We start from the raw sequence: 25,796 nt of genomic DNA on the forward strand, positions 1-25,796 counted from the left end.
CAGGCTCTTCCGATCTCTCGCGGGCGGCCGGTACGCCAAAGCTCCACCCGCCCCACCATAACCCCGTGCTGCAACCGGCGTGCGGGCGGGGGCCCCCCCCCCCCCCGGGGGGGGGGCCCCCCCGGGGGGGCCCCGCCTCTCGTGCGTCCCGCGCCGGCGTGTCACCGGCCCGGCCTAGGCTGTCCGGATGGCAGACGCAGCGTTCAAGGACCTGGTCATCGACGCCACCCACGGGCCGACGCTCGCCGCCTTCTGGTCGGCGGCGCTCGGCCTGCGAGCGGAGCCGGCGGGCGAGTCACCCACGGACCTCGTGCTGCGGGACGACGTCGCCGAGCACACCGTCTGGATCAACCAGGTGCCGGAAGCCCGCACCGTGAAACACCGGGTACACCTGGACCTGCACGCCACGGTCGAGGAGCTCACGCGGCTCGGCGCCACGGCGGCCGCGGAGTACGCGGGCAACGAAGCCGACGACTGGACCGTCCTGCGTGATCCCGAGGGCGGTGAGCTGTGCGCGTTCCCGCGGCGGGCCGCGACCGTCGGCAGGTACCGGCTCTACGCCCTGGTGGTGGACGCCGCGGACCCGGCGTCCGTGAGCGCCTGGTGGGGCGAGCGCCTCGGCCTGGAGCCCCTGCGGTACGACGACCGACCGTGGTACCGGCTGGAGCCCGGCGGCAGCCTGCCCTGGCTGATGCTCTTCATCCCGGTCCCCGAGCCCAAGACGGTCAAGAACCGCATCCACTGGGACGTCTGGGGCGAGACCGAGGCATTCCTCGCGGCGGGAGCGACGCTGCTCACCGGCCGCGAGGACTCACCCGACCCGCACGTCTGGTGGGACGTGCTGGCCGACCCGGAGGGAAACGAGTTCTGCGTGTTCCGCCCGGACCGGCCCCTGCGCGGGTGAGCTCACCACTTGTCGTGGACGTGCTCCTTGATCATCTCGTCGTAGATCTCGCGCACACCCGACATGAACAGCGGGCCCAGCGTCGCGGCGTCGCCGGCGGCCGCGTTGGCCCGGGCCTGCTCGACGTTCCGCGCACCCGGGATCACCGAGGAGACGCCCGGCCGCTGCCAGGCCCAGGCGATGGCCGCCTGCGCCGGGGTCAGCGCGTCGCCCACGCGGTCGCGCGCCAGCTCCGTGAACCGGGCCGCGGCCTCCAGGCCCACCTCGTACGGCACGCCGGAGAACGTCTCGCCGACGTCGAACGCGGCACCCTCGCGGTTGAACGTGCGGTGGTCGTTCTCGGCGAACACCGTGTCCTTGGTGTACTTGCCGGACAGCAGCCCGGACGCGAGCGGCACGCGCGCGATGATCCCCACGCCCGCCGCGGACGCCGCGGGCAGCACCTCGTCGAGCGGCTTGAGGCGGAACGCGTTCAGGATGATCTGCACGGTGGCGACGCCCGGGCGCGCGATGGCCTCCAGGGCCTCCGAGGTCTTCTCGACGCTCATGCCGTACGCGGCGATGGCGCCCTCGGACACGAGCTGGTCGAGCGCGTCGTAGACGGCGTCCGAGGAGTAGACGGAGGTGGGCGGGCAGTGCAGCTGGACCAGGTCCAGCCGCTCGACGCCGAGGTTCCGCCGCGACCGGTCGATCCACTGGCGGAAGTTGTCCAGCACGTAGTTCTCCGGCACCTGGTCCACGCGGCGCCCCATCTTCGTGGCCACGGTCAGCCCGGCGTCCGGGTGGTCCTTGAGGAAGGAACCGATCACCTGCTCGCTCCGGCCGTCCCCGTACACGTCGGCCGTGTCGAAGAAGGTCACGCCGGCGTCCAGAGAGGCCTCCAGGACGGCGCGGGCGTCGTCCTCGCTCACCTCTCCCCAGTCGGCGCCGAGCTGCCAGGTGCCCAGGCCCACAGCCGATACGAGCCGACCTGTCCGTCCGAGTACCTGCTGTTCCATCGTTCCTCCTGCTGCTGAGGCGGGCGGACTACACCCGCGCAGGCCCGTCGTCGGGCCGTCTTCGTGCGGGGTCGTGTGGACATGCCACAGACCCGACCCCATAGTCTGCTGTCTCACGCTACGTGCCGCAGGAGAAAATTGCCCTACGGTTACGGTGTGAGTGTGACGACAGAAATTCCTCCCGTCGGTGCGGCCAGGCCCCATCCTTCCGGGGACCAGTTCCGGATCGGCCACGGCGGCCACCGCGCGACGGTCACCCAGGTCGGCGCGGCGCTGAGAGAGTACTCGGTGGACGGGCGCGACGTCGTGGTCCCGTTCGGCGTCGACGAGATCAGCCCCGTGTTCAACAGCGCGGTCCTCATCCCGTGGCCCAACCGGCTGGCCGACGGCTCGTACGAGTACGGCGGCGCGACCCACCAGCTCCCGATCACCGAGCCCGCGCGCAACACCGCGCTGCACGGCCTCGCGGCGTGGGAGCGCTGGTCCGTGGTCGAGCACACCGGCTCCGCCGTGACGCTGGAGCTGGAGCTCGTCGCCCGGCCCGGGTACCCGTTCCAGCTTGTCGCGCAGATCCGCTACGCGCTGTCCGACGCAGGGCTGGAGATCACCCTCGACGTCACCAACGTGGGCGCCGACACCGCGCCCTACGGGTGCGGCTTCCACCCCTGGCTGTCGACGGGCGGCGCGGACCTCGACGAGTGCACCGTGCGCCTCGACGCCGCCACGCGCGTCACCACCGACGAGCGACTGCTCCCGACGGGCACCGAGCCGGCCGCGGGCAGCTACGACCTGCGGGAGCCGCGCACGGCGGCCGGCCTGGACCTCGACGACGCGTACGTGGACGTCGTCCGCGACGAGGACGGGCTGTCCTGGGCCCACCTGACCGGCCCGGACGGCCGGACGGCGGCGGTCTGGATGGACGGCTCGCAGGACGTGTGGCAGATCTGCACGGGCGACCACATCGAGCCGGAGCGGCGGCGCCTCGGCCTCGCCGCCGAGCCCATGACCTGCGTCGCCGACGCCTTCCGCACGGGCGACCGGCTGGTGCACCTCGCACCGGGCGCGCGGCACGCGGTCCGCTGGGGCATGACGCTGCTCTGACGGACCGCCCGGTGCCGGGCGGCTGCGACGCGGGCGGGACCGGCGGGCGCGACCCGGGCAGGTGACGTCGGCGCGTTGTCACCGATCGGTCACGGGTCGTGCACCACAATGGGGAACCGGCCGTCCGCCAGGCTGCCGGGAACAGGCAAGGAGAGTCCGTTGCAGGATCGCGAGGTGCGCATCTGCGTCGTCGGTGACGAGCTGGCCACGGGTGTCGGAGACGCCCGTGCGCTCGGCTGGACCGGTCGTGTGATCGCGCGCACCCATTTCTCCCGGCCCGCCATGCTGTTCACCCTCGCCGTCCCCGGCGAGACCAGCACGCAGCTCGGTGCCCGCTGGGAGGCGGAGACCGCCGCGCGGTTCGGCCCGGACTCCGAGGTCGAGAACCGCCTGGTGGTGGCCCTGGGTCGGCACGACGTCGCCACCGGGCTCACGGTCGCGCGCTCCCGCCTGAACCTCGCGAACATCCTCGACGTCGCCGACGCGAACCGGACCGCCGCGTTCGTGGTCGGGCCGCCGCCGGGGGCGCCGTCCGAGGGCGAGCGGATCGCCGAGCTGTCGGACGCCTTCGCCGACGTCGCGAGCCGCCGGCGGGTGCCGTACGTGGACACGTACACGCCGCTGGCCCAGCACGAGCAGTGGCTCGCGGACATGGCCCAGGGCGGGGGCACCTACCCCGGGCAGGCCGGCTACGGCCTCATGGCGTGGCTGGTGCTGCACACGGGCTGGCACGCCTGGCTGGGCCTCCCCCAGGACGAGGTCGCGTAGGTCGCGGAACGCGTCAGGCGCTCAGGTCACCGGAGTGACCTGAGCGCCTGACGCGTTCGCGGGCCGGATCAGCCGCGCGTGACGGTGGCCGTGCCCGAGACCGTGTTGGTCGAGACGTACGCCGCCGCTCCGGGCTCCGCGTGGTCGACGACGACGGTGCGCTGGGCGCTGGAGGTCGCCTGCGTGCCGTCGATGACGACCTTGCCCGTGACGCTGCGCGCCCGGAGGTTCACCGGCGACCCGGCGTCCAGCCGGATCGCCGCGGCGCCCGAGACGGTCTTCGCGTTGACCAGCGGCGTGGTGCCCACGGCGGTCACGTCGACCGGCCCGGACACGGTCTGTGCCGACACGCGGCCCAGGGCGCCGGCGAGCGACACGGCGCCCGAGACGGTGGTGGCCGACGCGTCGCCGGAGTGCTCCGCGATCGTGACGGACCCGGTGCCGGACTTCGCGGTCACCGAGCCCGATGCCCCCGTGACCGTGATGGCTCCGCCGGCGGTCTTGACGTTGACGCCGGCCTGCGCCCCGGTCACCACGACCTCGGCGCCGACGGTCGCGACGTCGACCACGGACGTGGCCGGCACGGTGATCCGCACGACGGCGCTGTCCTGGTCCTTGAGGCCACGGAACCGGTCGACGAAGCCTTCCAGGCCCGGGAAGTCGTAGGCCACGCGGAGGTTGCCGTGCTCGGCGAGGACCTGCAGCGGCCGTGTCGAGACCTCCAGGACCTCCACGACGGCGCCGGAGGTGCGGTTCGGGTCGGCCACGACCTCGGCGCGGCCGTTGGTCAGTCGGACGGTCAGGGTCGAGGCGCCGCCGACCTCGATGGTCTGGGGGGCGGCCACGCTCCAGGACTCGGTGGTCATCACTGTGCTCCGTTCGCTGGGAAGTTCGATGGGGAGTTCGCTCGGAAGTTCGGTGGGACGTCAGGTGGGGAGATTCCGGGGCAGGTGGGCATCACAGGTCGGTCGTCCGGTCGGTGGGCGGCCGGCCGGAGGCGGTGGTGTGCGGCAGCGTCCCACGGATCGCGGTGCGCGCCGAGTCGAGCACGGTGCGCAGCGTCTCGACGGTCAGCGCCGACACCGTACCCGCGACGTCGGCCTCGCGCAGGTCCGCCAGGACGTCGTTGCGGAACCGCTGCAGCACCGCCTCGGCGTCGTGCCGCAGGGAGTTGGACCGGGTGCGCTGCGGGTCGGGTGCGGTGTCCGGTCCGGGCCGCGGACGGGAACGTGCCTCCTGGGCCGCGGCCGCGAGCTCGGCCCGCAGCCCGCGCATCGTGTCGCGGATGTCCGCCCGGACCTCGTCCGCGAGGCTGCGCACCGTCTCGGCGACGCTGCGCTCCAGGCGCCGGACGTCGTCCAGGCGGGCGTCGACCTCGGCTCGGCCGGCCGGCGTCAGCTCGTACGACGCCTTGCGGCCCGCACCGGCGGCGCCCGGGTGGTCGCCGGGTACGGTGCGGCGCACGAGCCCCTCCTCCTCCAGGCGGGCCAGGCGCGGGTAGATGGTCCCGGCGCTCGGCCGGTAGGTACCTCCGAAGCGCCGGGTGAGCTCGGTGATGAGCTCGTACCCGTGCCGCGGCCCGTCCAGGAGCAGCACGAGCAGGTACAGGCGCAGCTCACCGTGGGCGAAGACGGGCGGCACTACAGCTCCAGGGGCGCGGGCGAGGCGTCCTCGGGCGCGTCCGCCGGTGCGTCCTGCGGCCCGCCGATCACCGTGACGTCACCCGACACACCGGTCACCCGCAGCTGCATGACGCCGGGCGCGGCCGAACGGACCCCGCCGGTCACCTTGCCGCCGCCACCTCCGGTGAACTGGAGCCCGCCGAGCGTGACCCGGCCGCTGACGCTCTGCACCGAGACCTCGACGGCACGCTCGTCCGGGACCCGCAGCAGCATGTTGCCCGAGACCGTGTTCACGCGGACCTGCCGCGGCTGGGTCACCAGGTCGAACGTCACGTCCCCGGAGACCGACGTCGAGGTGACGACGTCGGCCGAGCCGCTCACCACGACGTCGGCGGACACGGTGTTGCTCGTGACGTCGCCGACGTGGTCGCGCACGGTCACCTCGCCGGACACCGTGTTCAGCTTGAGGTCGCCGGCCGTACGGGAGACGAGCAGGGAGCCGGAGACGGTGGAGGCCGAGGCGCCCGCCGTCGTCCCGGCGAGCAGGCCCTCGCCGCGGACCGTGCCGAGCCGCACGGCGGTCGTGGCGGGGACCGCCACGTGGATGTCGGCGCGCGCCTTGCCGCCGAAGTCGACGAACCGCTTCACGAACGAGCCCCAGCCCGACAGGCCGCTCTCGTGCTCGATCACCAGGCGACCGTCGACCAGGCGTACCTCGAGGGACCGGCCCTCGACCGAGTGCACCTCGATCCGGACGACTGGCTCGTCGTGGGCCACGACGTCGAGCCGTCCGTCGACGACGTGCGCGTCGACGGACGTCACGCCGTCGAGCTCGATGGTCTGCGGACCGGTGACGGTCCAGCTGTCCGCGCTCATGGCTTCCTCCGCTGCTCGGTCTCGCTCGGGGTGGTTCCGGAGGGACGCGATATATCGCGTCCGGTGCAGACACGATATATCGCGTCCTCGGACAGGGCAACCCCTCTCGGCGAGATCTCGATGCCGGACAACGCCCCGATCTGTGGGATCATGGGCACCATTCAGTCCGTCACCTGTCAGGAGACACCCATGAGCAAGCGCGGTCGCAAGCGCCGTAGCCGCAAGGGCTCGGCCGCCAACCACGGCAAGCGCCCCAACGCCTGAGCACAGCCTCAGGCCGCACGGCACACGAAAGGGCCGGCACCCCTGTCGGGGTCCCGGCCCTTCGTCATGCCCGCGCTCGACGAGCGGACGGCGCTACCGCACGACCGCCATGACGGTCAGCTGCTGGTGGATGCGCACCCGGAGCGTGTCCGGGGCGCGCTCGCTGCACGACCGCTTCACGAGCTGCTTGACCAGGTCCTCCACACTGAGCTCGGCCAGGCACGGCGAGCAGTGGGCGACGTGCGCGCGCATGCGCTGCTCGTCGTCGGGGGTCATCTCGGAGTCCAGGTACTCGTACAGGTGCGTCAGTGCATGCTCGCACTCGGACTCCCCCGCCGTGTCGTGCGGGACGGGTTCGATGTTGTTCACTGCGCACCTCCGGGCGCCTGGCTGACGAGTCCACGCTGGGCCGCGTAGTCGGCGAGGAGCTCACGCAGCTGCCGGCGTCCGCGATGGAGACGGGACATGACCGTCCCGATCGGAGTACCCATGATCTCCGCGATCTCCTTGTAGGGGAAGCCCTCGACGTCGGCGTAGTAGACCACCATCCGACGGTCCTCCGGGAGCTCGGCGAGCGCCCGCTTCACGTCGCTGTCCGGGAGCCGGTCCAGCGCCTCGGCCTCGGCCGAGCGCAGGCCGCGCGACGTGTGCGACGCCGCGCGCGCGATCTGCCAGTCCTCGACGTCCTCGGTCTGGGACTGCTGCGGCTCGCGCTGCTTCTTGCGGTAGCTGTTGATGAACGTGTTCGTGAGGATGCGGTACAGCCAGGCCTTCAGGTTGGTGCCCGGCCGGTACTGGTGGAACGCCGCGAAGGCCTTGGCGAACGTCTCCTGCACCAGGTCCTCGGCGTCCGCGGGGTTGCGCGTCATGCGCAGCGCCGCGGAGTAGAGCTGGTCGAGGTACTGCAGCGCGTCGCGCTCGAAGCGCACGGCCCGTGCCGCGGCATCCTCCTCGGCCGGCGAGCGCTCGGTGCCCTCGTCCTCCGGGACCTCGCCGGGCTCCACGGTGCTGACCTCGTTCGCGCTCGTGTCGGGGCGCGCCTCGACATCGGCTCCGGCGTCGCCGGGGCCCTCGTTCTGCTCGCGGGAAGTGTCAGTCATCGCACTCGAGCCTAGCCGTGTCGGCCAGCCCGTGTTCGCCAGGACCGCGGACAGCTCGTCCGCCGGGCCCTTGGCCGTGGCCCGCAGGGGGTCCGTGCCGTCCCCGAGCAGGTGGGCAGGAACCGCACCGAACTCCAGGGGCACGTCCCGCACGCCGGCCGTTGCACCCGTCACCGTGTCGATCACCCTGTTCCTCACCGCATCCTTCTCGAGGCATCGCTCCACGAGGGTTTCAACCCCTGGCCGGCGCCGCGAATTCCCGGGCCGGACCGGGCGATCACTGCTGCGGGGGACGCCCGCATCTGCCATGGTGGGTGCATGCTGCTCCGACACATCGCGCGTCCCCTCCTGGCCTCGTCGTTCGTCTACGACGGCGTGCAGGCCGCCCGGAAGCCGAGTGAGCACGTGGCCGCGGCCAGGACGGGTTCCGCGCTGGCGACCAAGGCGCTCGGTGCCGAACCGCTCAGCGAGAAGCAGGTGGCCACACTCGTGCGCGCCCACGGCGTCGCGACCGCCGCCGCCGGGACGCTGCTCGCGCTCGGCAAGGCGCCGCGCGCGTCCGCCGTCGCGCTGGCGCTGCTGACGCTGCCCCTCGCCGTCGTGAACCAGCCCTTCACCGCGCCCAAGGAGGAGCGCCCCGTGCGCACCGAGCGGTTCCTGCGCAACCTCGCCGCGGTGGGCGCCGCCCTCATCGCGGGCGCCGACCTGGAGGGCCGGCCGGGATTGTCCTGGCGCGTCCAGCAGGCGCGCGCCGCCCGCGCGGAGGCCAAGGCCGCCGCCGCCGGCTGACTCCGCGATAATCTCGGCACATGACGTCTTCGACCACCGCGCCCGCACCGACCTGGGAGGCGCCGCTCGCCGGCGCGCCGCTGGACGCGACGGTCGAGGTACCCGGCAGCAAGTCGCTCACCAACCGTCTGCTGGTGCTCGCCGCCCTCGCGGACGCCCCCGGCACCCTCCGCGGCGCCCTGCGCAGCCGCGACGCGGACCTCATGATCCGCGCCCTGCGCACGCTCGGCGCGGGCATCGAGGAGGGTGAGCACCCGAGCACGCTGCACGTCACGCCAGGACCGGTCACCGGCGGCACCGAGATCGACACCGGCCTGGCCGGCACCGTCATGCGCTTCCTGCCGCCCGTCGCGGCCCTGGCCGACGGCCCGGTCCGGTTCGACGGCGACCCCGAGGCCCGCGTGCGGCCGATGCTGCCGGTGCTCGCCGCACTGCGTGCGCTCGGCATCACGGTGCACGATCCGCTGGCCGCGGACCACGCCGAGCCGCCCGCCCACCTCCCGTTCACCGTGGAGGGCCGCGGACGCGTGCCGGGCGGCGCCGTCGACGTCGACGCCTCGGAGTCCTCGCAGTTCGTGTCGGGGCTGCTGCTCGCCGCCGCCCGGTTCGAGCGCGGCCTGACCCTGCGGCACATCGGCGCCACCCTGCCGAGCCTGCCGCACATCGAGATGACGGTGGCCACGCTGCGCGACGTCGGGGTCGAGGTCGACGACTCGCGTGACGGCATGTGGCAGGTCTCCCCCGGCCCGATCGCGGCCCGGGACGTGCGCGTCGAGCCCGACCTGTCCAACGCTGCGCCGTTCCTCGCCTCGGCGCTCGTGGCCGGTGGCACCGTCCGCGTGCCCGGCTGGCCGACCCTGACCACCCAGCCCGGCGCCATGGTCCCCGAGCTGCTGGAGCGCATGGGCGCCTCCTCCACCCTCACCGACGGCGTGCTCGCCGTGACGGGAACCGGCGAGATCCGCGGGATCGACGTGGACCTGCACGCCGGTGGCGAGCTCGCGCCGACGTTCGCCGCGCTCGCCGCCCTGGCCGACTCCCCGTCCCGGCTGCGCGGGATCGCGCACCTGCGGGGGCACGAGACGGACCGCCTGGCGGCGCTCGCCCGGGAGATCACGCGCCTCGGCGGCCAGGCCGAGGAGACCCGCGACGGGCTCGTCATCACTCCTCGCCCCCTGCGCGGCGACGTGGTGCGCACCTACGCCGACCACCGCATGGCGACGTCCGCCGCGCTGCTGGGCCTGCGCGTCCCCGGCGTGCTGGTGGAGAACGTCGCCACCACGGCCAAGACCCTGCCGGACTTCACGGGCATGTGGCTGGGCATGCTCGGCACGGCCGCCTGACGGGCCGCCGCTGATGGAGCAGCCGTGACGAGGGCCGCCTGATGGGCCGCCGCGACGTACGGGACGAGTCGGACTTCCGGTCGCGCCCGTCCAAGCGCGGCTCCCGGCCCCGGACCAAGCAGCGCCCCGAGCACTCCGACGCCGTCACGGGGCTGGTCACCGGCGTGGACCGCGGGCGGTACACGCTCCTGGTCGGCGGGGCCGCGGGCGGGACCCCGGACGGCACCGTCGTCACCGCGATGAAGGCACGGGAGCTCACCCGCACGCGCGTGGTGGTGGGCGACCGGGTCGACGTCGTGGGGGACGTCTCCGGCGAGGAAGGCTCCCTCGCCCGCATCGTGCGCATCCAGGACCGGACCTCCACGCTGCGCCGGACGGCGGACGACACCGACCCGTACGAGCGGATCGTCGTCGCGAACGCCGACCAGCTCGTGATCGTCACGGCGCTCGCGCAGCCCGAGCCGCGGACCGGCATGATCGACCGCTGCGTGGTGGCCGCGTACGACGCCGGGATGTCCGTGCTGCTCTGCCTCACGAAGGCCGACCTGGCATCCCCCGACGCGCTGCGTGCCCTCTACGAGCCCCTCGGGGTCGAGGTGGTGGTCACCCGGCGGGCGGCGTCCCCCGACACCGACCACGTGGCCCTCGTGCCCGAGTCGGTCGAGGAGGTCCGGGACCGGCTGCGGGGCCAGGTCTCGGTGCTCGTGGGGCACTCCGGGGTGGGCAAGTCCACGCTGATCAACGCCCTGGTGCCCGCGGCCCGGCGCGCCACCGGGGTGGTGAACGACGTGACCGGCCGCGGCCGGCACACGTCCACGTCGGCGGTGGCGCTGCGGCTCCCCGTCGCGGCCGGCGGCCCGGACGACGACGGAGCCGCGGCCGGGTCGGCCGCAGGGTCCTCCGCAGAATCCACCGCCGGGTCGTCAGCCGGGTTCGACGGCTGGGTGATCGACACCCCCGGCGTCCGGTCGTTCGGTCTGGCGCACGTCGAGGTCGCGCACCTGCTGCACGCGTTCGAGGATCTCGACGAGGTGGCCCGGGAGTGCCCGCGCGGGTGCACCCACCTGGCCGACGCGCCGGACTGTGCGCTCGACGACTGGATCGCGGCCTCGCCCGAGGACGAGCGCCCGGCCCGGGAGGCACGTCTCGCCTCGTTCCGCCGCCTGCTGGCGTCGCGGACGGGCTCGGACACCTGACGTGGGGCAGCGCACCGACGGCGCCGCCCGCCTCGGCGCCGTCGATGTGCAGTACCTCGACGACGGCGGGGCGCGGGCGGCGCTCGTCGTCTCCGACCGACTGGTGTTCGCCGGCCCGCTCGAGGAGCACACGGTGCTCGTCGATCAGGTGGCGGAGTACCGGCCGGGCCGGTTCTACGAACGTGAGCTACCGGCGCTGGAGCAGGTCCTGTCGCACGCAGCACCCCTCGACCTGCTGATCGTCGACGGCTACGTGGACCTCGACCCCGCCGGCAGCCCCGGTCTGGGCGCGCACGCCGCGGAGGCGGGGCTCGCACCGGTGGTGGTCGGTGTCGCCAAGACCCGGTTCCGGACGGCGACGCACGCCGTCGAGGTGCTGCGCGGGCGGTCCGCACGGCCGTTGTACGTCACGGCGTCGGGCATGGCGCTGGAGACCGCCGCGGAGCTGGTGCGGACGATGGCGGGTGAGGGGCGGCTGCCGGACGCTCTGCGGCGCGTGGACCGGCTGGCGCGCGGGGCATCGCCGGCCTGACGCCGGCTCGTCGTCCGGCAGGCGTCAGGCCTGGAGGAACATCCAGCGGTGGCCCTCCACGTCCTCGGCGCGGTACAGCCTGCCGTACGGAGCGTCCTCGATACCGGAGAGCAGCCCCGCCCCGGCAGCACGGGCGCGCTCGTAGTGGGCCTCGACGTCGGCGACGTGGACCAGCACGCCGTCGATCACCCAGGGCGTCGACAGCCAGGCGTCCGCCGCGGTGCAGTGCGTGCGGTGCGCGGTGGGGCCCTCGTACGACGCCAGCTCGGAGAGCATCACCCGCCCGCCCTCGACGTCGAGCTCACCGTGCGCGAGGTGGCCGTCGTCGTCCAGCTGGCGTTCCGCCTCCCTGAAGCCGAATGCCTCGATGAGCCAGTCCATGGCGGCGGCGCCGTCCTGGTACGACAGCATGGGGACCACTGAGGGTGCGGGCATGACAGACCTCCTCTTTCTCGAACAAATGTACGAGTCTTTCGAGGATCTGTCGAGCGCTAGCCGATCTGGAAGCCGAACAGCTCCACCGCCCAGGGGTCCAGGCGCCCGGCGGCCGGTCCGCCGTCGGCGGCTCCCTCCACCTCGAAGCCGAAGAACTCACGGACCGCCTGCTCGCCGAGCTCCAGCGGATGGAACGGGAGCGGGTAGCCGGCCACGGACGCCGGCCGCTCGCCCGCCCAGTACGGCTCCTCGAACGCGAGCCGCTCCCCGGTGTCCTCCAGGACGCCGTCGTCGGGCGACACGCTCAGCGAGCGCACCAGGACGCCGTCCCGCCACACCGCGAAGGCGAACCAGTCGACCGCGTTGTGCATCGCGTGCAGGTACAGGGTGCGGCCCACGCTCGCGTCGACCAGGTGCGCGGGCAGCTGCGAGGGCCGGTCGAGCATGAGCGCCTGGTCGCACAGGACGTCCACCTCCGGCGTCGACAACGCGCACGCCCGGCCCTGGGGCGGGAACAGCGCGTCGCCGAGGTCCCACGGCTCCTCGCCGTCGGGCCGGATCCGCGCCGGCGGCCACAGCAGGCCGAGCAGCTCGGCTGCTCCGGCCTCGTCGGCGAACTCCGCGGCCCCCGACAGGCCCGCCGCCACGTCCCCGTCCGCGTACACCAGCATCGCGGTCCTGGCACCCATCGTCTCTCCCGCCCTCGACTCCTCTGCCCGTGGCGTCCCGCCCCGACGCCGCACACGAGGGTACGGGTACCCGCCGACACCGCCACCGGACGAGACCGTCCGCCCGTACGTGGCGCCCACCAGGCCCGGGACACGGCAGACTGAGCACATGCGCATCTACGTGCCCGCCACGCTCGACGAGCTCGACGCCGTCACCCACACGTCCGACGCGGCCCGCTGGACGGTCGCCCCCCGCCGCGCGCACGCCGTCACGAAGGAGCTCGAGGCCGCACTGCCGGACGAGGACGCGGAGAGCCTCGAGTACGTCGCCGCGCTGAACGCCGCGGACGACTCCCTCGCCCTGATCGCCGGCCGGACCGACGCCCCGAACCTGCGCGTGATCATCACCGTGGAGGTTCCGGACTCGGTGGTCGGTCCCGCGGCGGCGGGCACCGCGGACGACGACGAGGACGACGAGCCGGTCGCCTCCGAGGTGGAGGTCACCAGCACGGTCGAGGACGTCGCCATCGTCTGCGTGCACGTCGACGAGCCCGACGCGGCCGCCGACATCGAGGCGGTCCTGGCGGCGGCCGACGAGGAGAGCGACAGCGAGGACGTCGCCGAGGTCGGCGAGGAGTCGGAGACCCTGCTCGACGAGGCGCTGCAGCGCGTCACCGACCGCGACCTGCTCTGGTACGACTGGAGCGAGATCAAGAACGTCCCGCGCGCCTGACACCACGGATGCGGCCTGACCCGGCGCCCTGACGGCGTGCGGGTCGGGCCGGCGGGTCGGGCCGGCGGGTCAGGCCGGTGCGTCAGGCGAGGTAGCCGAGCGCCTCGGCGTGCAGCCTGCCGTTCGTCGCGATCGCGTTCCCGCCCCAGGGCCCGGGGGCACCGTCGAGCGAGGTGAAGGTGCCGCCCGCCTCGGTGACGATCGGCACCAGGGCCGCCATGTCGTACACCTCGAGCTCGGGTTCGGCCGCGATGTCCACGGCGCCGTCGGCCACGAGCATGTAGGACCAGAAGTCGCCGTACCCCCGGGTGCGGTCGCAGGCGCGCGTCAGGTCGAGGAACCCGTCGAGCGATCCGCGTTCCTCCCAGCCGCCGATGGAGGCGTAGCTGAACGAGGCGTCGGCGATCCGGGAGACGCCCGACACGGACATTCGCGCCGCGGAGGCCAGCGACTTGCCCGTCCACGCCCCCGAACCCTTCGCGGCCCACCAGCGCCTGCCCAGCGCGGGTGCGCTGACCAGGCCGACGACGACCTCCTCGCCGTCGGCCAGGGCGATCAGGGTGGCCCACACGGGGACGCCGCGCACGAAGTTCTTGGTGCCGTCGATCGGGTCCACGATCCAGCGCCGTGCGCCGTTCCCTGCGGAGCCGTACTCCTCCCCGACGATCGCGTCGCGCGTGCGGGCGCGGGCGAGCTGGCCGCGGATGAAGTCCTCCGCGGCACGGTCGGCGTCGGACACCGGCGTCAGGTCGGGCTTGGTCTCGACCTTGAGGTCGAGCGCCCGGAACCGTGACATGGTGATGGAGTCGACCTGGTCGGCGATCACGTGCGCCAGACGGAGGTCGTCGGCGTAGTTGTCCTTCGTCATGGCGGCCACGGGCACAACCTAGCGTCGGATGGCAGGTCTCGGTCACCCAGCCGCGCCGGTCGGGCGGATTGTTACCCGGGACGGGGCGCCGACCCGGCGCCCCGCCCTCACACCAGAGCGGGCACGAGCTCCCGGACCCGGTCGGCCAGCCCGAGGAAGGCGGTGCGGGCCGGCGAGGCGGGTGCGCACTCGGCGAGCACGCGGCCGGCCAGCAGCGCGGCGTCGAGCCCGCCCGGGTCGTCGGGCACCAGGTGCACGTCGTCGACGCCGGCGTACCGGGCGAGTGCGTCCCGCACCTGCGTCTCGGCGCGCCGCCCGACCGCGGCGTCGCGCACCCGGTTCACCACCACGACGCGCGCGCCCGACACCGGCACGTCGGTGTCCCGCAGGTCCTCCAGGCCCCGGACCAGGCGCTGCATCCCGACCGGGTCCGCCCCGCCGACGACCACCACGACGTCGGCGGCCTGGAGAGCGCTCAGGGTCGCACCGTTGCGCTGGGGTGCGCGCGTGTCGTAGGTGATGAGCTCGTCGCTCTCCAGGACGGGGCCGCAGTCGACCACCGTCCAGGACACGAGCTCGCGGCACCGCTGGAACACCACCTCCAGCGACGCGGCGGGCAGCTCGGGCCACCGTGAGGCCCGTGTGATGCCCGTGAGCACGCGCACGCCCGGCAGCACCACGGGGCTGTGCCGGGCGAGCGTCACCACGTCGAGCGCACCCTGGCCGGCGGCGCGGGCCGCGGCCGCCAGACCAGGCGCGTCGTCGAGCAGGCCGAGCCGGGAGGTGACCGACGACGCGTAGGTGTCGGCGTCGGCCAGGAGCGCCGTGTCCGCGCCCGCCGGCCGGGTGGCGGCACGTGGGCGCCGCAGCAGGCCCGACCGGCGCACCGGGGCGGCACCGATGCCCGCCAGGGCGGCGGCGAGCTCGATGGCGGTCGTGGTCCGGCCGGGCGACCCCTGCGGACCCCAGACGGCGACGACGGCACCCCGCCGGCCCCCGAGGCCCGGCACAGGGTCGGGCTGGGGCGGCACGACGATCTCCGGCGCGGCGCCCCGCACGGCAGCGACCAGGTTCTCCGCGTCGCCGGCCGCCACCACCACGTCGCAGCCGAGGGCGGCGAGGCGGTCGGCGGGCGTGGCCGCGTCCTCGACGGCCACGACCCGCAGGCCCGCGACACGCAGGCGGGCGACCGCCTCACGGTCCAGCCCGGGCAGGTCCCCCGAGACGACGGCGGCCGTCCCGGCACCTGCCTCGGCGGACGCCAGGAGCTCGGGCAGCTCGGCGCACCGCCGGGCGACGACGACCCGCTGCTGCGCACCGAGCACCGTCACCACCGCGGCCTCCTCACCCGGTGCGTGCACCGCGACCAGGACCGTGACCGTCCGTTCCTCGGTCACCGGACGTCACCCGCCACGGGGACCACGGCGACGGTGCCCGTGTCCGACAACGCCGTCAGGACGGCCGGCAGCGCGTCGGCCGGCACGAGCACGTGCAGGGTGACCTGGCCCTGCACCACGATGGCCCCCTCGGCGGTCTCGACCTGCTCGACGACGACCTGCTCCGCCAGCGTCCGGGGCTCCGGCCGGTCGTCCCCGCCGGCCGCGGCGGGCGGGGACGGCACGAACCACAGGTCCACCACGGCTCCGGGCCGGATCCGGTCGGAGAGGCCGGTCGCCACGGGGACGGCGACCGAGCGGACGTCGACGTCGGCACCGAGCGCGGTCAGCGGGACCAGCTCGCCGTCGTCCACGACGCGGAGCGCGACCAGGTCCGCGGGCAGCGCCTCGTCGGCGGGCAGGTAGCGGGCCGTCCCCGCGCCGAGCCGGACGTCGGCGACGCGCACGGAGGCGGACGTGACCGGCTCACCGGGTGTCAGCGCACCGTCGGCGACGTAGACCGGGACGGTACGGCTCGCGGCCGAGACCACCCATGAGCCGAGCGCCACCGAGAGCGCGACGACCACGACACCGGTCACCAGCCGCGGGTCACGCCAGCGGGGCCGCCGGAGCCGGGCGGCCGTCGGCTCGGGCACCCCCTGGAGGGCGGGGGCTGGTGCGGCCGGGGCATACGTCATCTCGGTCCTTCCGTGCACTTTGGTGGACTTTGGGTAGACCGTCGCGTAGAACTTCGACTGACTGTTCACGCACTGCGACGTGTCGATCCGGACAGAATGGGCGCAGCTTGGGCAGAGCGCCGGAACCATAGTGATCGAACACCGCCGATCCGGCATCAGATAAACACTTCTTGGGGATAACCCCCTCATGTCGGTGTCTCGTGCCACACTGTTCCCATGGAAAAGCGCTTTCTCTCACTGGCCGATGTGGTCGAGACCCTGAACATCTCGATGGCCCAGGGTTACGCCCTGGTTCGGACCGGCGACCTTCCTGCCATCCAGGTGGGCCCCAAGAAGGTCTGGCGCGTCGAGGCGGCAGAGCTCGAGGCGTACATCGAGCGGATGTATGCAAAGAGCCGCGAACGGCTCAAGGGCTCTGCGACCACCGATGCCTGAATTGCCGCAGCACACCGTCGGGACCGGAGCACTCCACAGGAGTGACACCGGTCCCGATCTCCGTTAACGGGCATTCCGACCGAGGTCAGGGCGCTTCGCTCACGACCAGCAGAGCCGAGAACGGAACCAGCCGCGCCCCGCGGTCATCGAGCAGGTCGACGTCCAGATGATCGCGCCCCACGCGGGCGACACGACCGCTCACCGTGCCACCGAGCGTGCGCACCGTGACCCGCACCCGGTCGCGCTGAAGCGTACGGAGCGCGGGGCCCAGCCGGAGCGCATCGCGCCGGGACGTCGCCGACGCCGCCTGCCGCGCCAGTCCCAGCACTCCCACGACCGCATCCAGCGGCACCAGGTGCTGCCCCGTCGGTTCGGGCCGCACCCCCTGGAGCAGAACCCACTCGTCCGCCACCTCCCGCACCACACCGCGCAGCGGGGTGCCGTCGAGCAGCTCCACCGTGACCGCACCGCCCACCACCGCCCGAAACCGGTCCGCGACCGTCATCGTGGCGTGCTCGGCGCGGGTCAGCTCGGGAACGAGCGCATCGGCCTCGGCCGCCGACCGGGCGCGCGCCTGCGCCTCCAGGTCCCCGAACAGTGCCGACCACCGAGCAGAACCCGCCTGGTCCAGTGACGTCATGAGGCCACCTTGTGCCATCCACAGCCATCTCGCTCTCCGGTGGACACCCCGACGCCACGGATGTTGAATATCGAGCACCGGACATCATCAACCACCATCAACGGATGCTGATGACGCTCGGTGACTTCGAGGACGACGATCACAGGGGGAACGATGTCGAGCAGCATCCTCAGCCAGGCTCCGGTGCCACCGGGCACCGTGCGCACCCGGCGGACCCTGCGCACCGGCCGCGTCCGGCACGGCGGGGCGGCACGCATCGCCCGGCGTGGGGCGGCCGGGCTCCTGGCCCTCGGCGTGTCGCTGGTCGCAGCCGCCTGTGTGCTGGGTGTGCGCACCTGGCACGTGGGTACCGGGCTCGGTAGCGCACTCTTCCCGGTGGAGGGCATCGTCGAGCTCGCGGCCGTCGCAGCGGGCACCGTGGCGGCAGGCTGGGCCGGCGGGCACACGCTCGTCGCACTGGCCTGGGTGCTCGCCTGCCGCCGGGGCGTGCACTGGGCCGCCGGTGAGCGGGCGGTGGCCGAGCACGCACCGGCGGTCGTGCGCCGCCTCGCCCGGGCCGCCGTCGGGGCGGGGATCGGGCTCGCCCTCGCCGCACCGACCGCCACGGCACTGCCCGAACGGGGTGCACTCGCGTCGGCGGCGGCCGACGGTGGCCCCGCCGTCGTGCTCGATCTGGGCTGGCGGCCCACCGGTGCCACAGCCGGCGACGGGGCAGCGGCGCGATCCGGCGCGACCGAGCACCAGGAGCCCGCCCGGCGAGGTGCGACGCACGGCCGTGCGAGCGGATCACCGCACACGACGCCGCCCACGGCATCCCCGCACCCGGTGCCCGAACGCTCCTCGCTGGTCGACCGGGGCCTGGGCATCGGAGGCGAGCGGCGGCCGGTGGTCGTGGTCGAACCGGGCGACACCCTCTGGTCCATCGCGGCGGCCCGGCTCACGGACGAGGCGACGGCGGCCGACCGGGACCCCGGCACCGACCCGACCGCCGGAGCCACCGCCGGTGAGATCGCGGCGGCCGTCCAGCGATGGCACCAGGCCAACCGGCAGACGATCGGTGCCGACCCGGACCTGATCCGCCCCGGGACGGTCCTGCGCGTGCCATGACCGGGAGCCCTGGCTCCACCCTGCCGCCCCGCCCCACCACGACTGCCCGCTGACCCCAGGAGCTCACCCATGACCGCACTCGACGTACCTCAGGGCGCCCCGCCGGGGGCCGCGACACCGCAGGCCGCGGAGGCCCCGACGCCGGCACCACGCGCCACCACGGCGGATGACGCACCCCCGGCCGGCACGAGGCCTGCCGGCACAAGCCCAGCCGGCACGACACCACGCAGCACGAGTCCGAGCGGCACGGCACCGCGCAGCACGAGTCCGAGCGGCACGGCACCACGCAGCACGACCTCTCGCACCAACACCCCACGCACCAACACCTCACGCACCGACACCCCGCGCACCGACACCCCGCGCAGCACGACCCCCCGCAGCACGACCCTGCGCACCACCTCCGTCCCGGCCCCGCCCCGCAGGCCGGCAACACCCCGGATCGGCCCGGTCACCGGGCCGGGCATCGGCAGTCGCCTGCGGCGGATGCAGATCGGGGGCACGCCGCACCCCGAGCTGCGGGACGCGGTGGCGGCTCTGGCGGTGACCTCCGCACGCCCGGCACCGGAGCCAGAACCCGAGCTGCCCGACCCGACGGCGCAGGTGTGCCGCGTGGTGCGCGCGGCCGTCGAGGTGCTCCGGGGCGAGCGTCCGGCGGCACAGCTCGTGCGGTGGGTGACGCCGGAGGTCTACACCCAGCTCCTGGAGCGCGGGCGGCTCATGCGGGAGGCTCGCCAGCAGCGTCCGCCGCGACCCAGGGCGCACGCGGCCACCGTCCGGCGGGTGCGCATGGTGCGGCTCGGTGCCGCCTCGGCGGAGGCCACGGTGATTCTGCACGACGAGGGGCGCGTACGCGCGGCCGCCGTGCGGCTGGAGGGGCGGCGCGGGGTGTGGCGCGTGGCGGTCCTGGAGATCGGTTGAGCCCGCAGCGCGGCGTGCCCGGGGCACACCCGGCGCGGCGCACCGGCCACGCCCGCCGTCGGGTCAGACGTACCGGCTGGTCAGACCCACTCGACGACCAGGTCGGCCGCGCCCCGCGTGGTGGCGATGAGCTCCGCGTTGCGCTGGTCGGATCCGCCGGCCCAGGCCTCGGCGTCGGGCAGGGGCTTGCCGAAGGCGTGGTGCCGGGCGACGAGGCGGCGCAGCCGCTCGGCGTCGGGCAGGTCGAGGTACCAGACCTCCGCCATCCGGGAGCGCGCGGCGGGCCAGGCACCGTCCGGGACGAGCAGGTAGTTGCCCTCGGTGATCACCAGCGGCTCGGCGCCCACCACGGTGCCCGCCGCCACCGGCTCCTCGATCTCACGGCGGAACTCCGGGGCGTAGAGCGGCGGGGCGTCGAGGGCATGGCCGGCGATCCGGTCGATCAGAGCGGCGTACCCGGCGTCGTCGAACGTGTCGACGGCGCCCTTGCGGTCGCGGCTGCCGCGGGCCTCCAGGACCGCGTTGGACAGGTGGAAGCCGTCCATGCCCACCACGACGGCGGTACCCGCGCCGAGGGCTTCGGCCAGGGCGGCCGCCAGCGTGGACTTGCCCGCGCCGGGCGGGCCGGTGATCCCCAGGACGCGTGCCCGGCCGGTGCGGGAGGCCTCGGCAGCGAGCGCCGCCGCGCGGTCCGCCAGCTCGCGGGTCGTCAGCCGCACCGCAGGCTCTCCAGCCAGGTGCGCGGTCCGATGTGCTGCACGCGCACGGAGGCCACGCGCACCGCCTCCTCGACGGCTTCCTCCAGGCCGGCGCCGCGCGCGAGCGCCACGACGAGGGCGCCGTGGAACGCGTCCCCGGCGCCGAGGGTGTCCCGGACGTCGACGACGGGCACGTCGGTGCTCCCGCGGCGGCCGTCCTTGTCGCGCCACGTCACGGGGGCCGGGCCGTGCGTGGCGACGGACGCCCGGGACCGTGCGACGTCCGCGGGGGCGTGGAAGTCGGCGGAGCGTGCCGTGACGTCGGCCGCTCCGAGGAGGTCGGCGAAGACGGGCCGCCACCGGCCGGCGTCGAGCACGACGAGCGGACGGGGTTCCAGGGTCCGCGCGTAGGCGAGCACGCTGCGGGCCAGGTCGGGGTGGTGACCGTCGAGCAGCACGACGTCCGGCCGGGGCAGGGTGTCGAGCTCGTCGGGCGTGACGTCGAACCCGCCGGCGAGCGTCGCGTCGGGTGAGACGACCGACCGGTCACCGGTCTCGTCGTCGACCATGACCGCCGAGACCGCGAGCGAGATCTCGCGGCCCTCGGCGGTGTCGTGCACCTCGACGCCGTGGTGCTCGAGGTCACCGCGTGCCGCGGCACCCACCGGCCCGGAGCCCATGGCGCTGATGAGCAGCGCCCGGGCCCCGAGCGTCGCGGCGGTCACCGCCGCGTTGGCCGCCGGGCCGCCGGCGGACACGTCCTGCCGGACGGCGGTGATCTTCTGGTTGGGCCCGGGTCTGACCGTGCTCCGATGGATCACATCGAGCGTCGTCAGGCCAGCAAACCAGCAGGTCACATGCGGTTTTTGGCGGGCTGCGGCGGCTGCTTCGAGCATGTGGAGAGATTACCTGTGAAACCGAGTGTCATTGACCGGCGGTCACGAGGGTCAGCTCTCGCCGTCCGGGTAGGCGCGCTCGGCGTAGACACGGAGGGTGTCCCGCACGAACGTGGCGCCCGCGGTGCCCCCGTAGTTCGCGGCGAACCGGTCGTCCGCCACGTACATGTCACCCAGGCCCAGCAGGTAGCCCTTGTCGGGACGACCCTGCTCGTGGCCAGGGGTGCCGGGGACGGACACGAGCCAGGCGGCGTGCCGTGCGGCGAGCTCCTGCGCCTGGTCGGAGGCGGGGTCGATCCCGGCCTCGCCGGCCTCGGTCCAGGCCTGGTTCAGTGCCGCGACCCGCGCCTTGAACTCGTCCTGTCCCTCCTTGCCGAGCCCGCGCCACCACGTGTCGCCCGTCTCGTAGGCGTCGCGGCCCCAGCGCTCGGTCACCTCCTGTTCGTACCGGGTGTGGTCGAACCCGTCGAGCATGTCCTGCGCCATGATGTCCTCCTTCGCGTCGGGGTCCTGTTCCAGGGCGGCGACCGTGCGCTCGACCGACGCGATCTGCCGCGTCAGCCGCTCCTGCTCCGCGCGCAGCGAGGCGAGGTGCCGGCGCAGTGCCGACGCCTCGTCCTGTTCGCTGTCGAGCACCCCGGCGATGTCGCCGAGGCCGAGACCGAGGTCCCGGAGCAGCAGGATCCGCTGCAGCCGCACCAGTGCGGTGCGGTCGTAGCGGCGCGGGCCGCTCGCCGTCGTCCGGACGGCGGGGAGCAGCCCGACGGCGTCGTAGTGCCGCAGCGTGCGGCTCGTGATGCCGGTCAGCCGCGCTATCTCCTGGATGGACCAGTACATGCCGTCCACGGTAGAGGTTGACGCCGCGTCAACTTCAAGCCTCTTTTCTCACACGTCCTGGAGGCGCTCCCACTCCTCGTCGGTGAACAGCCGCGACCGGATGAGGAACCGCACGCCCTCAGGTGCCTCCAGGCTGAACCCGGCGCCACGGCCGGGCACCACGTCGATGGTCAGATGGGTGTGCTTCCAGTACTCGAACTGGTTGCGGCTCATCCAGACCGGCACGGTGAACCCCGCACCGCCGTCGTCCGGGCCCGGCGCGATCGCGAGGTCGCCGAGGCGGACGTCGGCGTCGCCCGTGATGAAGTCGCCGTCGGGATAGCACATGGGCGACGAACCGTCGCAGCACCCGCCGGACTGGTGGAACATCAGCTCACCGTGCCGGGTGCGCAGCCGCGCGAGCAGGGCGGCCGCCTCCTCGGTCACGCCCACCCGCGCGGGCGGCGCACCGCCGTCGACGTCACTGGACACAAGAACCTCCCTCATCCGTGTCAGACGTACAGGCCGCCGGGGCGACCCGTACGTCCGACGCGTCGGGCCGTGGGCTAGAAGAAGCCCAGCTTGGTCGGCGAGTAGCTGACCAGGAGGTTCTTGGTCTGCTGGTAGTGGTCGAGCATCATCTTGTGGTTCTCGCGGCCCACACCCGAACCCTTGTAGCCGCCGAACGCCGCCGCGGCCGGGTAGGCGTGGTAGTTGTTCGTCCACACCCGGCCGGCCTCGATGGCCCGGCCGGCCCGGTAGGCGGCGGACCCCGACCGGCTCCACACGCCCGCACCCAGCCCGTACAGGGTGTCGTTGGCGATCTTGATCGCGTCGTCGAAGTCCGCGAACTCCGTCACCGCGACCACCGGGCCGAAGATCTCCTCCTGGAAGACCCGCATCTCGTTCTTGCCCTCGAAGATCGTGGGCGTCACGTAGTAGCCGCCCGCGAGGTCGCCCTCCAGCTCGGCCCGGTGCCCGCCCGTGAGCACCTTCGCGCCCTCGGCCCGGCCGATGTCGAAGTAGCTCAGGATCTTCTCGAGCTGGTCGTTGCTGGCCTGCGCGCCGATCATCGTGTCGGTGTCCAGCGGGTTGCCCTGCACGACCGCCTCGGTGCGCGCGACGGCGTCGGCCAGGAAGTCGCGGTAGATGTCGCTCTGGATGAGTGCACGCGACGGGCACGTGCACACCTCGCCCTGGTTGAGGGCGAACATCGTGAAGCCCTCCAGGGCCTTGTCGTAGAAGTCGTCCCGGGCCGCCGCGACGTCGCTGAAGAAGATGTTCGGCGACTTGCCGCCCAGCTCCAGCGTCACCGGGATGATGTTCTGCGACGCGTACTGCATGATCAGGCGGCCCGTCGTGGTCTCGCCCGTGAACGCGATCTTGCGGATCCGGGACGAGCTGGCCAGCGGCTTGCCCGCCTCCGCACCGAACCCGTTCACCACGTTGACGACGCCCGGCGGCAGCAGGTCCGCGATGAGCTCCATGAGGTACAGGATCGACGTCGGCGTCTGCTCGGCCGGCTTGAGCACCACCGCGTTGCCCGCCGCGAGCGCCGGTGCCAGCTTCCACACGGCCATCAGGATCGGGAAGTTCCAGGGGATGATCTGCCCCACCACGCCCAGCGGCTCGTGGAAGTGGTAGGCGATCGTGTCACCGTCGATCTCGCTGATCGACCCCTCCTGGGCCCGGATGGCGCCCGCGAAGTAGCGGAAGTGGTCGATGGCGAGCGGGATGTCGGCGGCCAGCGTCTCCCGGACGGGCTTGCCGTTCTCCCACGTCTCCGCGACGGCCAGCTCCTCCAGGTGCTCCTCCATGCGGTCGGCGATCTTGTTCAGGACGATCGCGCGCTCCGTGACCGAGGTGCGCCCCCACGCCGGTGCGGCGCCGTGCGCGGCGTCGAGGGCCCGGTCGATGTCGTCCGCGTCGCCGCGCGCCACCTCGGTGAAGACGCGCCCGTTCACAGGGCTGGGGTTCTCGAAGTACTGGCCGTTCGCCGGGGGCACGTACTCGCCGCCGATCCAGTGGTCGTACCGGGCCCGGTAGGTGGCGACGGCTCCCTCGGTCCCCGGGGCTGCGTACACGGTCATGGTCTGCCTCCTCGCAGGTTCACGCGCCTGCCGCGGTCGTCCGACGGCGGAGGCACCCCCGGGCGCACCGGCGCGCCCGAGTGAGGTGACGTTAGGCAGCCGCACGTTGCAGGAGCGTTGCAACCCGACCGTGACCTCGCGGCGCAAGCCCGGCGGGATCCGGCACACAGGGACCCACAGAGGGACAGATCGCCGGGCCGGCACGGTCCGCGACGACGCCAATCCGGAGAGGGACCAGATGAACCCCGCACCGCACCCCGCAGCACCCCGGCACGCCGGCGGCCCGTTCCCCGTGCGCCACCGGCCGCAGCCCGCCCTTCCCCTGATCGTGCCGCTGTCCGCCGCGCTGACCGTCGTCCTGGCGCTCGCCGGCTGCACCGCCCAGAACGACGAGGTGGCGACGGCGGGCGACACCACGAGCCTCACGGTCCCCGCACCCGGGATCGGCGAGGCCGCGCCCGTCGCCCCCGGCGCGGACGCGGAGCTCGTCGGGCCCGAGAGCCGTGAGGAGTACGACGACTCCCCCGAGTCACCGTTCCTGGATGTCGCCACCAGCCCCCTGTCCACGTTCTCGGCCGACGTCGACACGGCGTCGTACGCGAACCTGCGCCGCCAGGTGAACCAGGGCGTGACGCCCGAGGGCGTACGGATCGAGGAGCTGGTCAACTACTTCGACTACGACTACGCCGCCCCGGCCCCGGACGCGGAGCACCCGTTCACCGTCACCACCGAGGTCGCGGCCGCCCCGTGGAACCCCGGGCACCAGCTCGCCATGGTCGGCGTGCAGGCCACCGAGGCCGTCCCGACGTCGGAGGGCAACAACATCGTCTTCCTGCTGGACGTGTCGGGCTCGATGGACGAGCCGAACAAGCTGCCGCTGCTGGCGGAGTCCTTCGCGCTGCTGGTGGAACAGCTCGACGAGGACGACCGGGTGTCGATCGTGACGTACGCGGGCGACAACCAGGTGGTCGCCGACTCCGTGCCGGGTTCCGAGCACGCCGTGCTCGTGGACCATCTGCGCTCGCTGCGTGCGGGCGGGTCCACCGGCGGCGCGGACGGGCTGGCCACGGCCTACGAGCTGGCCGAGAAGAACTTCGTCGAGGGCGGCAACAACCGGGTGGTCCTGGCCACGGACGGTGACTTCAACGTGGGCCCGTCCACACCGGAGGAGCTGACGGACCTGGTCGAGCAGGAACGCGAGTCCGGCGTGTACGTGTCCGTGCTGGGCTTCGGCATGGGCAACCTGAAGGACAGCACGATGGAGGCGATCGCCGACCACGGGAACGGCAACTACGCCTACGTCGACACCCTCGCGGAGGCGCGCAAGGTGCTGGTCGACGAGTTCGACTCGACGATGTTCGTGGTGGCGCAGGACCTGAAGCTGCAGGTGGAGCTCAACCCGGCGACGGTCGGCTCGTACCGCCTGATCGGGTACGACAACCGGCGCCTGGCGGACGTGGAGTTCGACGACGACGCCAAGGACGCGGGCGACGTCGGGGCCGGGCACGCGGTGACCGCCTTCTACGAGCTGGTCCCGGCAGGCAGCGACGGCGCGTCGGACGGCGACCTGAAGTACTCGGAGCGGGAGGCCGGCACCAGTGACGACTTCATGACCGTGCACGTGCGGTACAAGCAGCCCGGCGGCGGGCGGAGCACGGAGGTCGAGTTCCCCGTCGGCGCCGAGGCGTTCACGACGGCGCCGACGGCCGACTTCATCTTCGCCTCCGCCGTGGCCGAGCTCGGCCTGATCGCCACGGAGTCGGAGTACCGGGGCGAGGCCGATCTCGACGCGGTCCGGGAGCGTGCCGCCGGAGCCCTGGGCGAGGATCCCTACGGACTGCGGGCCGAGTTCGTGAGCCTGGTCGACGCCTACCCGAGGTGACGCCGGACCCGCTCTTTCCTCGATGGGTGCAGAGACATTCAAT

The 25,796-nt window shown here is 73.5% G+C and carries 32 protein-coding genes; 13 read left to right on the forward strand and 19 right to left on the reverse strand.

Annotated elements, in window-relative coordinates:
* Nucleotides 1-187 precede the first annotated feature (187 nt).
* Nucleotides 188-904: a VOC family protein gene (locus ACIG47_RS13695; RefSeq protein ID WP_397431402.1), complete on the forward strand. Its 717-nt coding sequence runs from the start codon at nt 188-190 to the stop codon at nt 902-904.
* Between the two features lie 2 nt (nt 905-906).
* Here ACIG47_RS13695 and ACIG47_RS13700 read toward each other — a convergent pair whose 3' ends face one another.
* Nucleotides 907-1,902: an aldo/keto reductase gene (locus tag ACIG47_RS13700; RefSeq protein WP_397431403.1), complete on the reverse strand. Its 996-nt coding sequence runs from the start codon at nt 1,900-1,902 to the stop codon at nt 907-909.
* 156 nt (nt 1,903-2,058) lie between these two features.
* On the opposite strand from ACIG47_RS13700, the gene ACIG47_RS13705 reads away from it, so the two are divergent.
* Together ACIG47_RS13705 and ACIG47_RS13710 are read left to right on the forward strand one after the other, a co-directional pair.
* Nucleotides 2,059-3,003 (forward strand): aldose 1-epimerase family protein, encoded by a 945-nt coding sequence (locus ACIG47_RS13705; protein WP_397414050.1) that lies wholly within the window; start codon nt 2,059-2,061, stop codon nt 3,001-3,003.
* 174 nt (nt 3,004-3,177) lie between these two features.
* Complete coding sequence (locus ACIG47_RS13710; protein WP_397414403.1) at nt 3,178-3,771, forward strand: GDSL-type esterase/lipase family protein; 594 nt, start codon at nt 3,178-3,180, stop codon at nt 3,769-3,771.
* A gap of 68 nt (nt 3,772-3,839) precedes the next feature.
* Here the strand turns inward: ACIG47_RS13710 and ACIG47_RS13715 are convergent, their stop codons facing one another.
* From ACIG47_RS13715 to ACIG47_RS13725, 3 genes are all read right to left on the reverse strand, one after another.
* Nucleotides 3,840-4,637 (reverse strand): hypothetical protein, encoded by a 798-nt coding sequence (locus ACIG47_RS13715; RefSeq protein WP_397431405.1) that lies wholly within the window; start codon nt 4,635-4,637, stop codon nt 3,840-3,842.
* A 91-nt stretch (nt 4,638-4,728) separates the two neighbouring features.
* Nucleotides 4,729-5,412, reverse strand: coding sequence for a PadR family transcriptional regulator (locus ACIG47_RS13720; RefSeq protein WP_397414055.1), 684 nt, complete (start codon nt 5,410-5,412; stop codon nt 4,729-4,731).
* A complete protein-coding gene (locus tag ACIG47_RS13725; protein ID WP_397414057.1) occupies nt 5,412-6,269 on the reverse strand; it encodes a DUF4097 family beta strand repeat-containing protein in 858 nt (285 codons plus the stop codon). Before ACIG47_RS13725 ends, ACIG47_RS13720 begins: the two co-directional genes overlap by 1 nt.
* Before the next feature lie 189 nt (nt 6,270-6,458).
* Here ACIG47_RS13725 and ACIG47_RS13730 point away from each other — a divergent pair, with 189 nt between their 5' ends.
* Complete coding sequence (locus tag ACIG47_RS13730; RefSeq protein WP_156968370.1) at nt 6,459-6,533, forward strand: 50S ribosomal protein bL37; 75 nt, start codon at nt 6,459-6,461, stop codon at nt 6,531-6,533.
* 93 nt (nt 6,534-6,626) lie between these two features.
* On the opposite strand, the gene rsrA is transcribed toward ACIG47_RS13730, so the two are convergent.
* Nucleotides 6,627-6,902, reverse strand: a complete 276-nt coding sequence (gene rsrA, locus ACIG47_RS13735) for a mycothiol system anti-sigma-R factor (protein WP_397414059.1) — start codon at nt 6,900-6,902, stop codon at nt 6,627-6,629.
* On the reverse strand, nt 6,899-7,633 hold the full coding sequence (locus ACIG47_RS13740) for a sigma-70 family RNA polymerase sigma factor (protein ID WP_397431406.1): 735 nt from the start codon (nt 7,631-7,633) through the stop codon (nt 6,899-6,901). The genes rsrA and ACIG47_RS13740 overlap by 4 nt, the downstream gene beginning before the upstream one ends.
* A 318-nt stretch (nt 7,634-7,951) precedes the next feature.
* Here ACIG47_RS13740 and ACIG47_RS13745 point away from each other — a divergent pair, with 318 nt between their 5' ends.
* The 4 genes from ACIG47_RS13745 to ACIG47_RS13760 are packed head-to-tail and all read left to right on the forward strand — an operon-like array spanning nt 7,952 to nt 11,493.
* Nucleotides 7,952-8,422 carry a DoxX family membrane protein gene (locus ACIG47_RS13745; protein ID WP_397414064.1) on the forward strand — a complete coding sequence of 157 codons (471 nt, stop codon included), beginning with the start codon at nt 7,952-7,954 and terminating at the stop codon, nt 8,420-8,422.
* A 20-nt stretch (nt 8,423-8,442) separates the two neighbouring features.
* Nucleotides 8,443-9,765, forward strand: coding sequence for a 3-phosphoshikimate 1-carboxyvinyltransferase (aroA, locus tag ACIG47_RS13750; RefSeq protein ID WP_397431408.1), 1,323 nt, complete (start codon nt 8,443-8,445; stop codon nt 9,763-9,765).
* A 41-nt stretch (nt 9,766-9,806) separates the two neighbouring features.
* Nucleotides 9,807-10,961 carry a ribosome small subunit-dependent GTPase A gene (locus ACIG47_RS13755; RefSeq protein WP_397431409.1) on the forward strand — a complete coding sequence of 385 codons (1,155 nt, stop codon included), beginning with the start codon at nt 9,807-9,809 and terminating at the stop codon, nt 10,959-10,961.
* Nucleotide 10,962: 1 nt separating this feature from the next.
* Nucleotides 10,963-11,493: an endonuclease V gene (locus tag ACIG47_RS13760; protein ID WP_397431410.1), complete on the forward strand. Its 531-nt coding sequence runs from the start codon at nt 10,963-10,965 to the stop codon at nt 11,491-11,493.
* A gap of 24 nt (nt 11,494-11,517) precedes the next feature.
* Here ACIG47_RS13760 and ACIG47_RS13765 read toward each other — a convergent pair whose 3' ends face one another.
* Both ACIG47_RS13765 and ACIG47_RS13770 read right to left on the reverse strand, forming a co-directional pair.
* Nucleotides 11,518-11,928 carry a VOC family protein gene (locus ACIG47_RS13765; protein WP_397431412.1) on the reverse strand — a complete coding sequence of 137 codons (411 nt, stop codon included), beginning with the start codon at nt 11,926-11,928 and terminating at the stop codon, nt 11,518-11,520.
* A 56-nt stretch (nt 11,929-11,984) separates the two neighbouring features.
* On the reverse strand, nt 11,985-12,617 hold the full coding sequence (locus ACIG47_RS13770; RefSeq protein WP_397431414.1) for a DUF6928 family protein: 633 nt from the start codon (nt 12,615-12,617) through the stop codon (nt 11,985-11,987).
* Nucleotides 12,618-12,765: 148 nt separating this feature from the next.
* Between ACIG47_RS13770 and ACIG47_RS13775 the strand changes: the two genes are divergently transcribed.
* A complete protein-coding gene (locus ACIG47_RS13775) occupies nt 12,766-13,329 on the forward strand; it encodes a DUF6912 family protein (RefSeq protein WP_397414077.1) in 564 nt (187 codons plus the stop codon).
* A gap of 82 nt (nt 13,330-13,411) precedes the next feature.
* Here ACIG47_RS13775 and hisN read toward each other — a convergent pair whose 3' ends face one another.
* The 3 genes from hisN to ACIG47_RS13790 form a co-directional block, all read right to left on the reverse strand.
* On the reverse strand, nt 13,412-14,197 hold the full coding sequence (hisN, locus tag ACIG47_RS13780) for a histidinol-phosphatase (RefSeq protein WP_397414405.1): 786 nt from the start codon (nt 14,195-14,197) through the stop codon (nt 13,412-13,414).
* Nucleotides 14,198-14,304: 107 nt separating this feature from the next.
* On the reverse strand, nt 14,305-15,594 hold the full coding sequence (locus ACIG47_RS13785; protein WP_397431416.1) for a hypothetical protein: 1,290 nt from the start codon (nt 15,592-15,594) through the stop codon (nt 14,305-14,307).
* Nucleotides 15,591-16,271 (reverse strand): hypothetical protein, encoded by a 681-nt coding sequence (locus ACIG47_RS13790; RefSeq protein WP_397431418.1) that lies wholly within the window; start codon nt 16,269-16,271, stop codon nt 15,591-15,593. The genes ACIG47_RS13785 and ACIG47_RS13790 overlap by 4 nt, the downstream gene beginning before the upstream one ends.
* Nucleotides 16,272-16,487: 216 nt before the next feature.
* Between ACIG47_RS13790 and ACIG47_RS13795 the strand changes: the two genes are divergently transcribed.
* The gene (locus ACIG47_RS13795) at nt 16,488-16,706 is read left to right on the forward strand and encodes an AlpA family transcriptional regulator (protein ID WP_116673897.1); all 219 of its coding nucleotides are present in this window, start codon (nt 16,488-16,490) and stop codon (nt 16,704-16,706) included.
* A gap of 85 nt (nt 16,707-16,791) precedes the next feature.
* Here ACIG47_RS13795 and ACIG47_RS13800 read toward each other — a convergent pair whose 3' ends face one another.
* Nucleotides 16,792-17,346: a hypothetical protein gene (locus tag ACIG47_RS13800; protein ID WP_397431419.1), complete on the reverse strand. Its 555-nt coding sequence runs from the start codon at nt 17,344-17,346 to the stop codon at nt 16,792-16,794.
* Nucleotides 17,343-17,513 carry a hypothetical protein gene (locus ACIG47_RS13805; protein ID WP_397431421.1) on the reverse strand — a complete coding sequence of 57 codons (171 nt, stop codon included), beginning with the start codon at nt 17,511-17,513 and terminating at the stop codon, nt 17,343-17,345. The genes ACIG47_RS13800 and ACIG47_RS13805 overlap by 4 nt, the downstream gene beginning before the upstream one ends.
* Between ACIG47_RS13805 and ACIG47_RS13810 the strand changes: the two genes are divergently transcribed.
* The gene (locus tag ACIG47_RS13810) at nt 17,500-18,453 is read left to right on the forward strand and encodes a LysM peptidoglycan-binding domain-containing protein (RefSeq protein ID WP_397431423.1); all 954 of its coding nucleotides are present in this window, start codon (nt 17,500-17,502) and stop codon (nt 18,451-18,453) included. The genes ACIG47_RS13805 and ACIG47_RS13810 overlap by 14 nt on opposite strands.
* A gap of 89 nt (nt 18,454-18,542) precedes the next feature.
* Here the strand turns inward: ACIG47_RS13810 and ACIG47_RS13815 are convergent, their stop codons facing one another.
* Entirely contained in the window at nt 18,543-18,917 is a 375-nt protein-coding gene (locus tag ACIG47_RS13815; protein WP_397431425.1) for a hypothetical protein, read from the reverse strand.
* Between the two features lie 19 nt (nt 18,918-18,936).
* Here ACIG47_RS13815 and ACIG47_RS13820 point away from each other — a divergent pair, with 19 nt between their 5' ends.
* Complete coding sequence (locus tag ACIG47_RS13820) at nt 18,937-19,371, forward strand: Rv3235 family protein (RefSeq protein WP_397431427.1); 435 nt, start codon at nt 18,937-18,939, stop codon at nt 19,369-19,371.
* An 80-nt stretch (nt 19,372-19,451) separates the two neighbouring features.
* On the opposite strand, the gene ACIG47_RS13825 is transcribed toward ACIG47_RS13820, so the two are convergent.
* From ACIG47_RS13825 to ACIG47_RS13845, 5 genes are all read right to left on the reverse strand, one after another.
* Nucleotides 19,452-20,090, reverse strand: a complete 639-nt coding sequence (locus ACIG47_RS13825) for a nucleoside/nucleotide kinase family protein (protein WP_397431429.1) — start codon at nt 20,088-20,090, stop codon at nt 19,452-19,454.
* Nucleotides 20,081-20,965: a PfkB family carbohydrate kinase gene (locus ACIG47_RS13830; RefSeq protein ID WP_397431431.1), complete on the reverse strand. Its 885-nt coding sequence runs from the start codon at nt 20,963-20,965 to the stop codon at nt 20,081-20,083. Before ACIG47_RS13830 ends, ACIG47_RS13825 begins: the two co-directional genes overlap by 10 nt.
* A gap of 51 nt (nt 20,966-21,016) precedes the next feature.
* Nucleotides 21,017-21,802 carry a MerR family transcriptional regulator gene (locus tag ACIG47_RS13835; RefSeq protein WP_397431432.1) on the reverse strand — a complete coding sequence of 262 codons (786 nt, stop codon included), beginning with the start codon at nt 21,800-21,802 and terminating at the stop codon, nt 21,017-21,019.
* A 48-nt stretch (nt 21,803-21,850) separates the two neighbouring features.
* A complete protein-coding gene (locus tag ACIG47_RS13840) occupies nt 21,851-22,273 on the reverse strand; it encodes a DUF779 domain-containing protein (protein ID WP_397431434.1) in 423 nt (140 codons plus the stop codon).
* Nucleotides 22,274-22,347: 74 nt separating this feature from the next.
* A complete protein-coding gene (locus ACIG47_RS13845; protein ID WP_397414101.1) occupies nt 22,348-23,871 on the reverse strand; it encodes an aldehyde dehydrogenase family protein in 1,524 nt (507 codons plus the stop codon).
* Nucleotides 23,872-24,109: 238 nt separating this feature from the next.
* Here ACIG47_RS13845 and ACIG47_RS13850 point away from each other — a divergent pair, with 238 nt between their 5' ends.
* Nucleotides 24,110-25,753: a von Willebrand factor type A domain-containing protein gene (locus tag ACIG47_RS13850; RefSeq protein ID WP_397431436.1), complete on the forward strand. Its 1,644-nt coding sequence runs from the start codon at nt 24,110-24,112 to the stop codon at nt 25,751-25,753.
* Nucleotides 25,754-25,796: the final 43 nt, after the last annotated feature.

Source organism: Promicromonospora sp. NPDC052451 (assembly GCF_044547525.1).
GTDB lineage: Bacteria > Actinomycetota > Actinomycetes > Actinomycetales > Cellulomonadaceae > Promicromonospora.

Excerpts from the sequence above, each read along its gene's own strand:
- ACIG47_RS13765 (WP_397431412.1), bottom strand. The coding sequence starts at position 11,928 with ATGCCCGCACCCTCAGTGGTCCCCATGCTGTCGTACCAGGACGGCGCC.
- ACIG47_RS13725 (WP_397414057.1), bottom strand. The coding sequence starts at position 6,269 with ATGAGCGCGGACAGCTGGACCGTCACCGGTCCGCAGACCATCGAGCTC.
- hisN (WP_397414405.1), bottom strand. The coding sequence starts at position 14,197 with ATGACGAAGGACAACTACGCCGACGACCTCCGTCTGGCGCACGTGATC.
- ACIG47_RS13820 (WP_397431427.1), top strand. The coding sequence starts at position 18,937 with ATGCAGATCGGGGGCACGCCGCACCCCGAGCTGCGGGACGCGGTGGCG.
- ACIG47_RS13795 (WP_116673897.1), top strand. The coding sequence starts at position 16,488 with ATGGAAAAGCGCTTTCTCTCACTGGCCGATGTGGTCGAGACCCTGAAC.
- ACIG47_RS13745 (WP_397414064.1), top strand. The coding sequence starts at position 7,952 with ATGCTGCTCCGACACATCGCGCGTCCCCTCCTGGCCTCGTCGTTCGTC.
- ACIG47_RS13830 (WP_397431431.1), bottom strand. The coding sequence starts at position 20,965 with ATGCTCGAAGCAGCCGCCGCAGCCCGCCAAAAACCGCATGTGACCTGC.
- ACIG47_RS13700 (WP_397431403.1), bottom strand. The coding sequence starts at position 1,902 with ATGGAACAGCAGGTACTCGGACGGACAGGTCGGCTCGTATCGGCTGTG.
- aroA (WP_397431408.1), top strand. The coding sequence starts at position 8,443 with ATGACGTCTTCGACCACCGCGCCCGCACCGACCTGGGAGGCGCCGCTC.
- ACIG47_RS13790 (WP_397431418.1), bottom strand. The coding sequence starts at position 16,271 with ATGACGTATGCCCCGGCCGCACCAGCCCCCGCCCTCCAGGGGGTGCCC.
- ACIG47_RS13740 (WP_397431406.1), bottom strand. The coding sequence starts at position 7,633 with ATGACTGACACTTCCCGCGAGCAGAACGAGGGCCCCGGCGACGCCGGA.
- ACIG47_RS13715 (WP_397431405.1), bottom strand. The coding sequence starts at position 4,637 with ATGACCACCGAGTCCTGGAGCGTGGCCGCCCCCCAGACCATCGAGGTC.
- ACIG47_RS13810 (WP_397431423.1), top strand. The coding sequence starts at position 17,500 with ATGTCGAGCAGCATCCTCAGCCAGGCTCCGGTGCCACCGGGCACCGTG.
- ACIG47_RS13845 (WP_397414101.1), bottom strand. The coding sequence starts at position 23,871 with ATGACCGTGTACGCAGCCCCGGGGACCGAGGGAGCCGTCGCCACCTAC.
- ACIG47_RS13835 (WP_397431432.1), bottom strand. The coding sequence starts at position 21,802 with ATGTACTGGTCCATCCAGGAGATAGCGCGGCTGACCGGCATCACGAGC.
- ACIG47_RS13695 (WP_397431402.1), top strand. The coding sequence starts at position 188 with ATGGCAGACGCAGCGTTCAAGGACCTGGTCATCGACGCCACCCACGGG.
- ACIG47_RS13775 (WP_397414077.1), top strand. The coding sequence starts at position 12,766 with ATGCGCATCTACGTGCCCGCCACGCTCGACGAGCTCGACGCCGTCACC.
- ACIG47_RS13800 (WP_397431419.1), bottom strand. The coding sequence starts at position 17,346 with ATGACGTCACTGGACCAGGCGGGTTCTGCTCGGTGGTCGGCACTGTTC.
- ACIG47_RS13770 (WP_397431414.1), bottom strand. The coding sequence starts at position 12,617 with ATGGGTGCCAGGACCGCGATGCTGGTGTACGCGGACGGGGACGTGGCG.
- ACIG47_RS13815 (WP_397431425.1), bottom strand. The coding sequence starts at position 18,917 with ATGCCCGGCCCGGTGACCGGGCCGATCCGGGGTGTTGCCGGCCTGCGG.
- ACIG47_RS13755 (WP_397431409.1), top strand. The coding sequence starts at position 9,807 with ATGGGCCGCCGCGACGTACGGGACGAGTCGGACTTCCGGTCGCGCCCG.
- ACIG47_RS13850 (WP_397431436.1), top strand. The coding sequence starts at position 24,110 with ATGAACCCCGCACCGCACCCCGCAGCACCCCGGCACGCCGGCGGCCCG.
- ACIG47_RS13805 (WP_397431421.1), bottom strand. The coding sequence starts at position 17,513 with ATGCTGCTCGACATCGTTCCCCCTGTGATCGTCGTCCTCGAAGTCACC.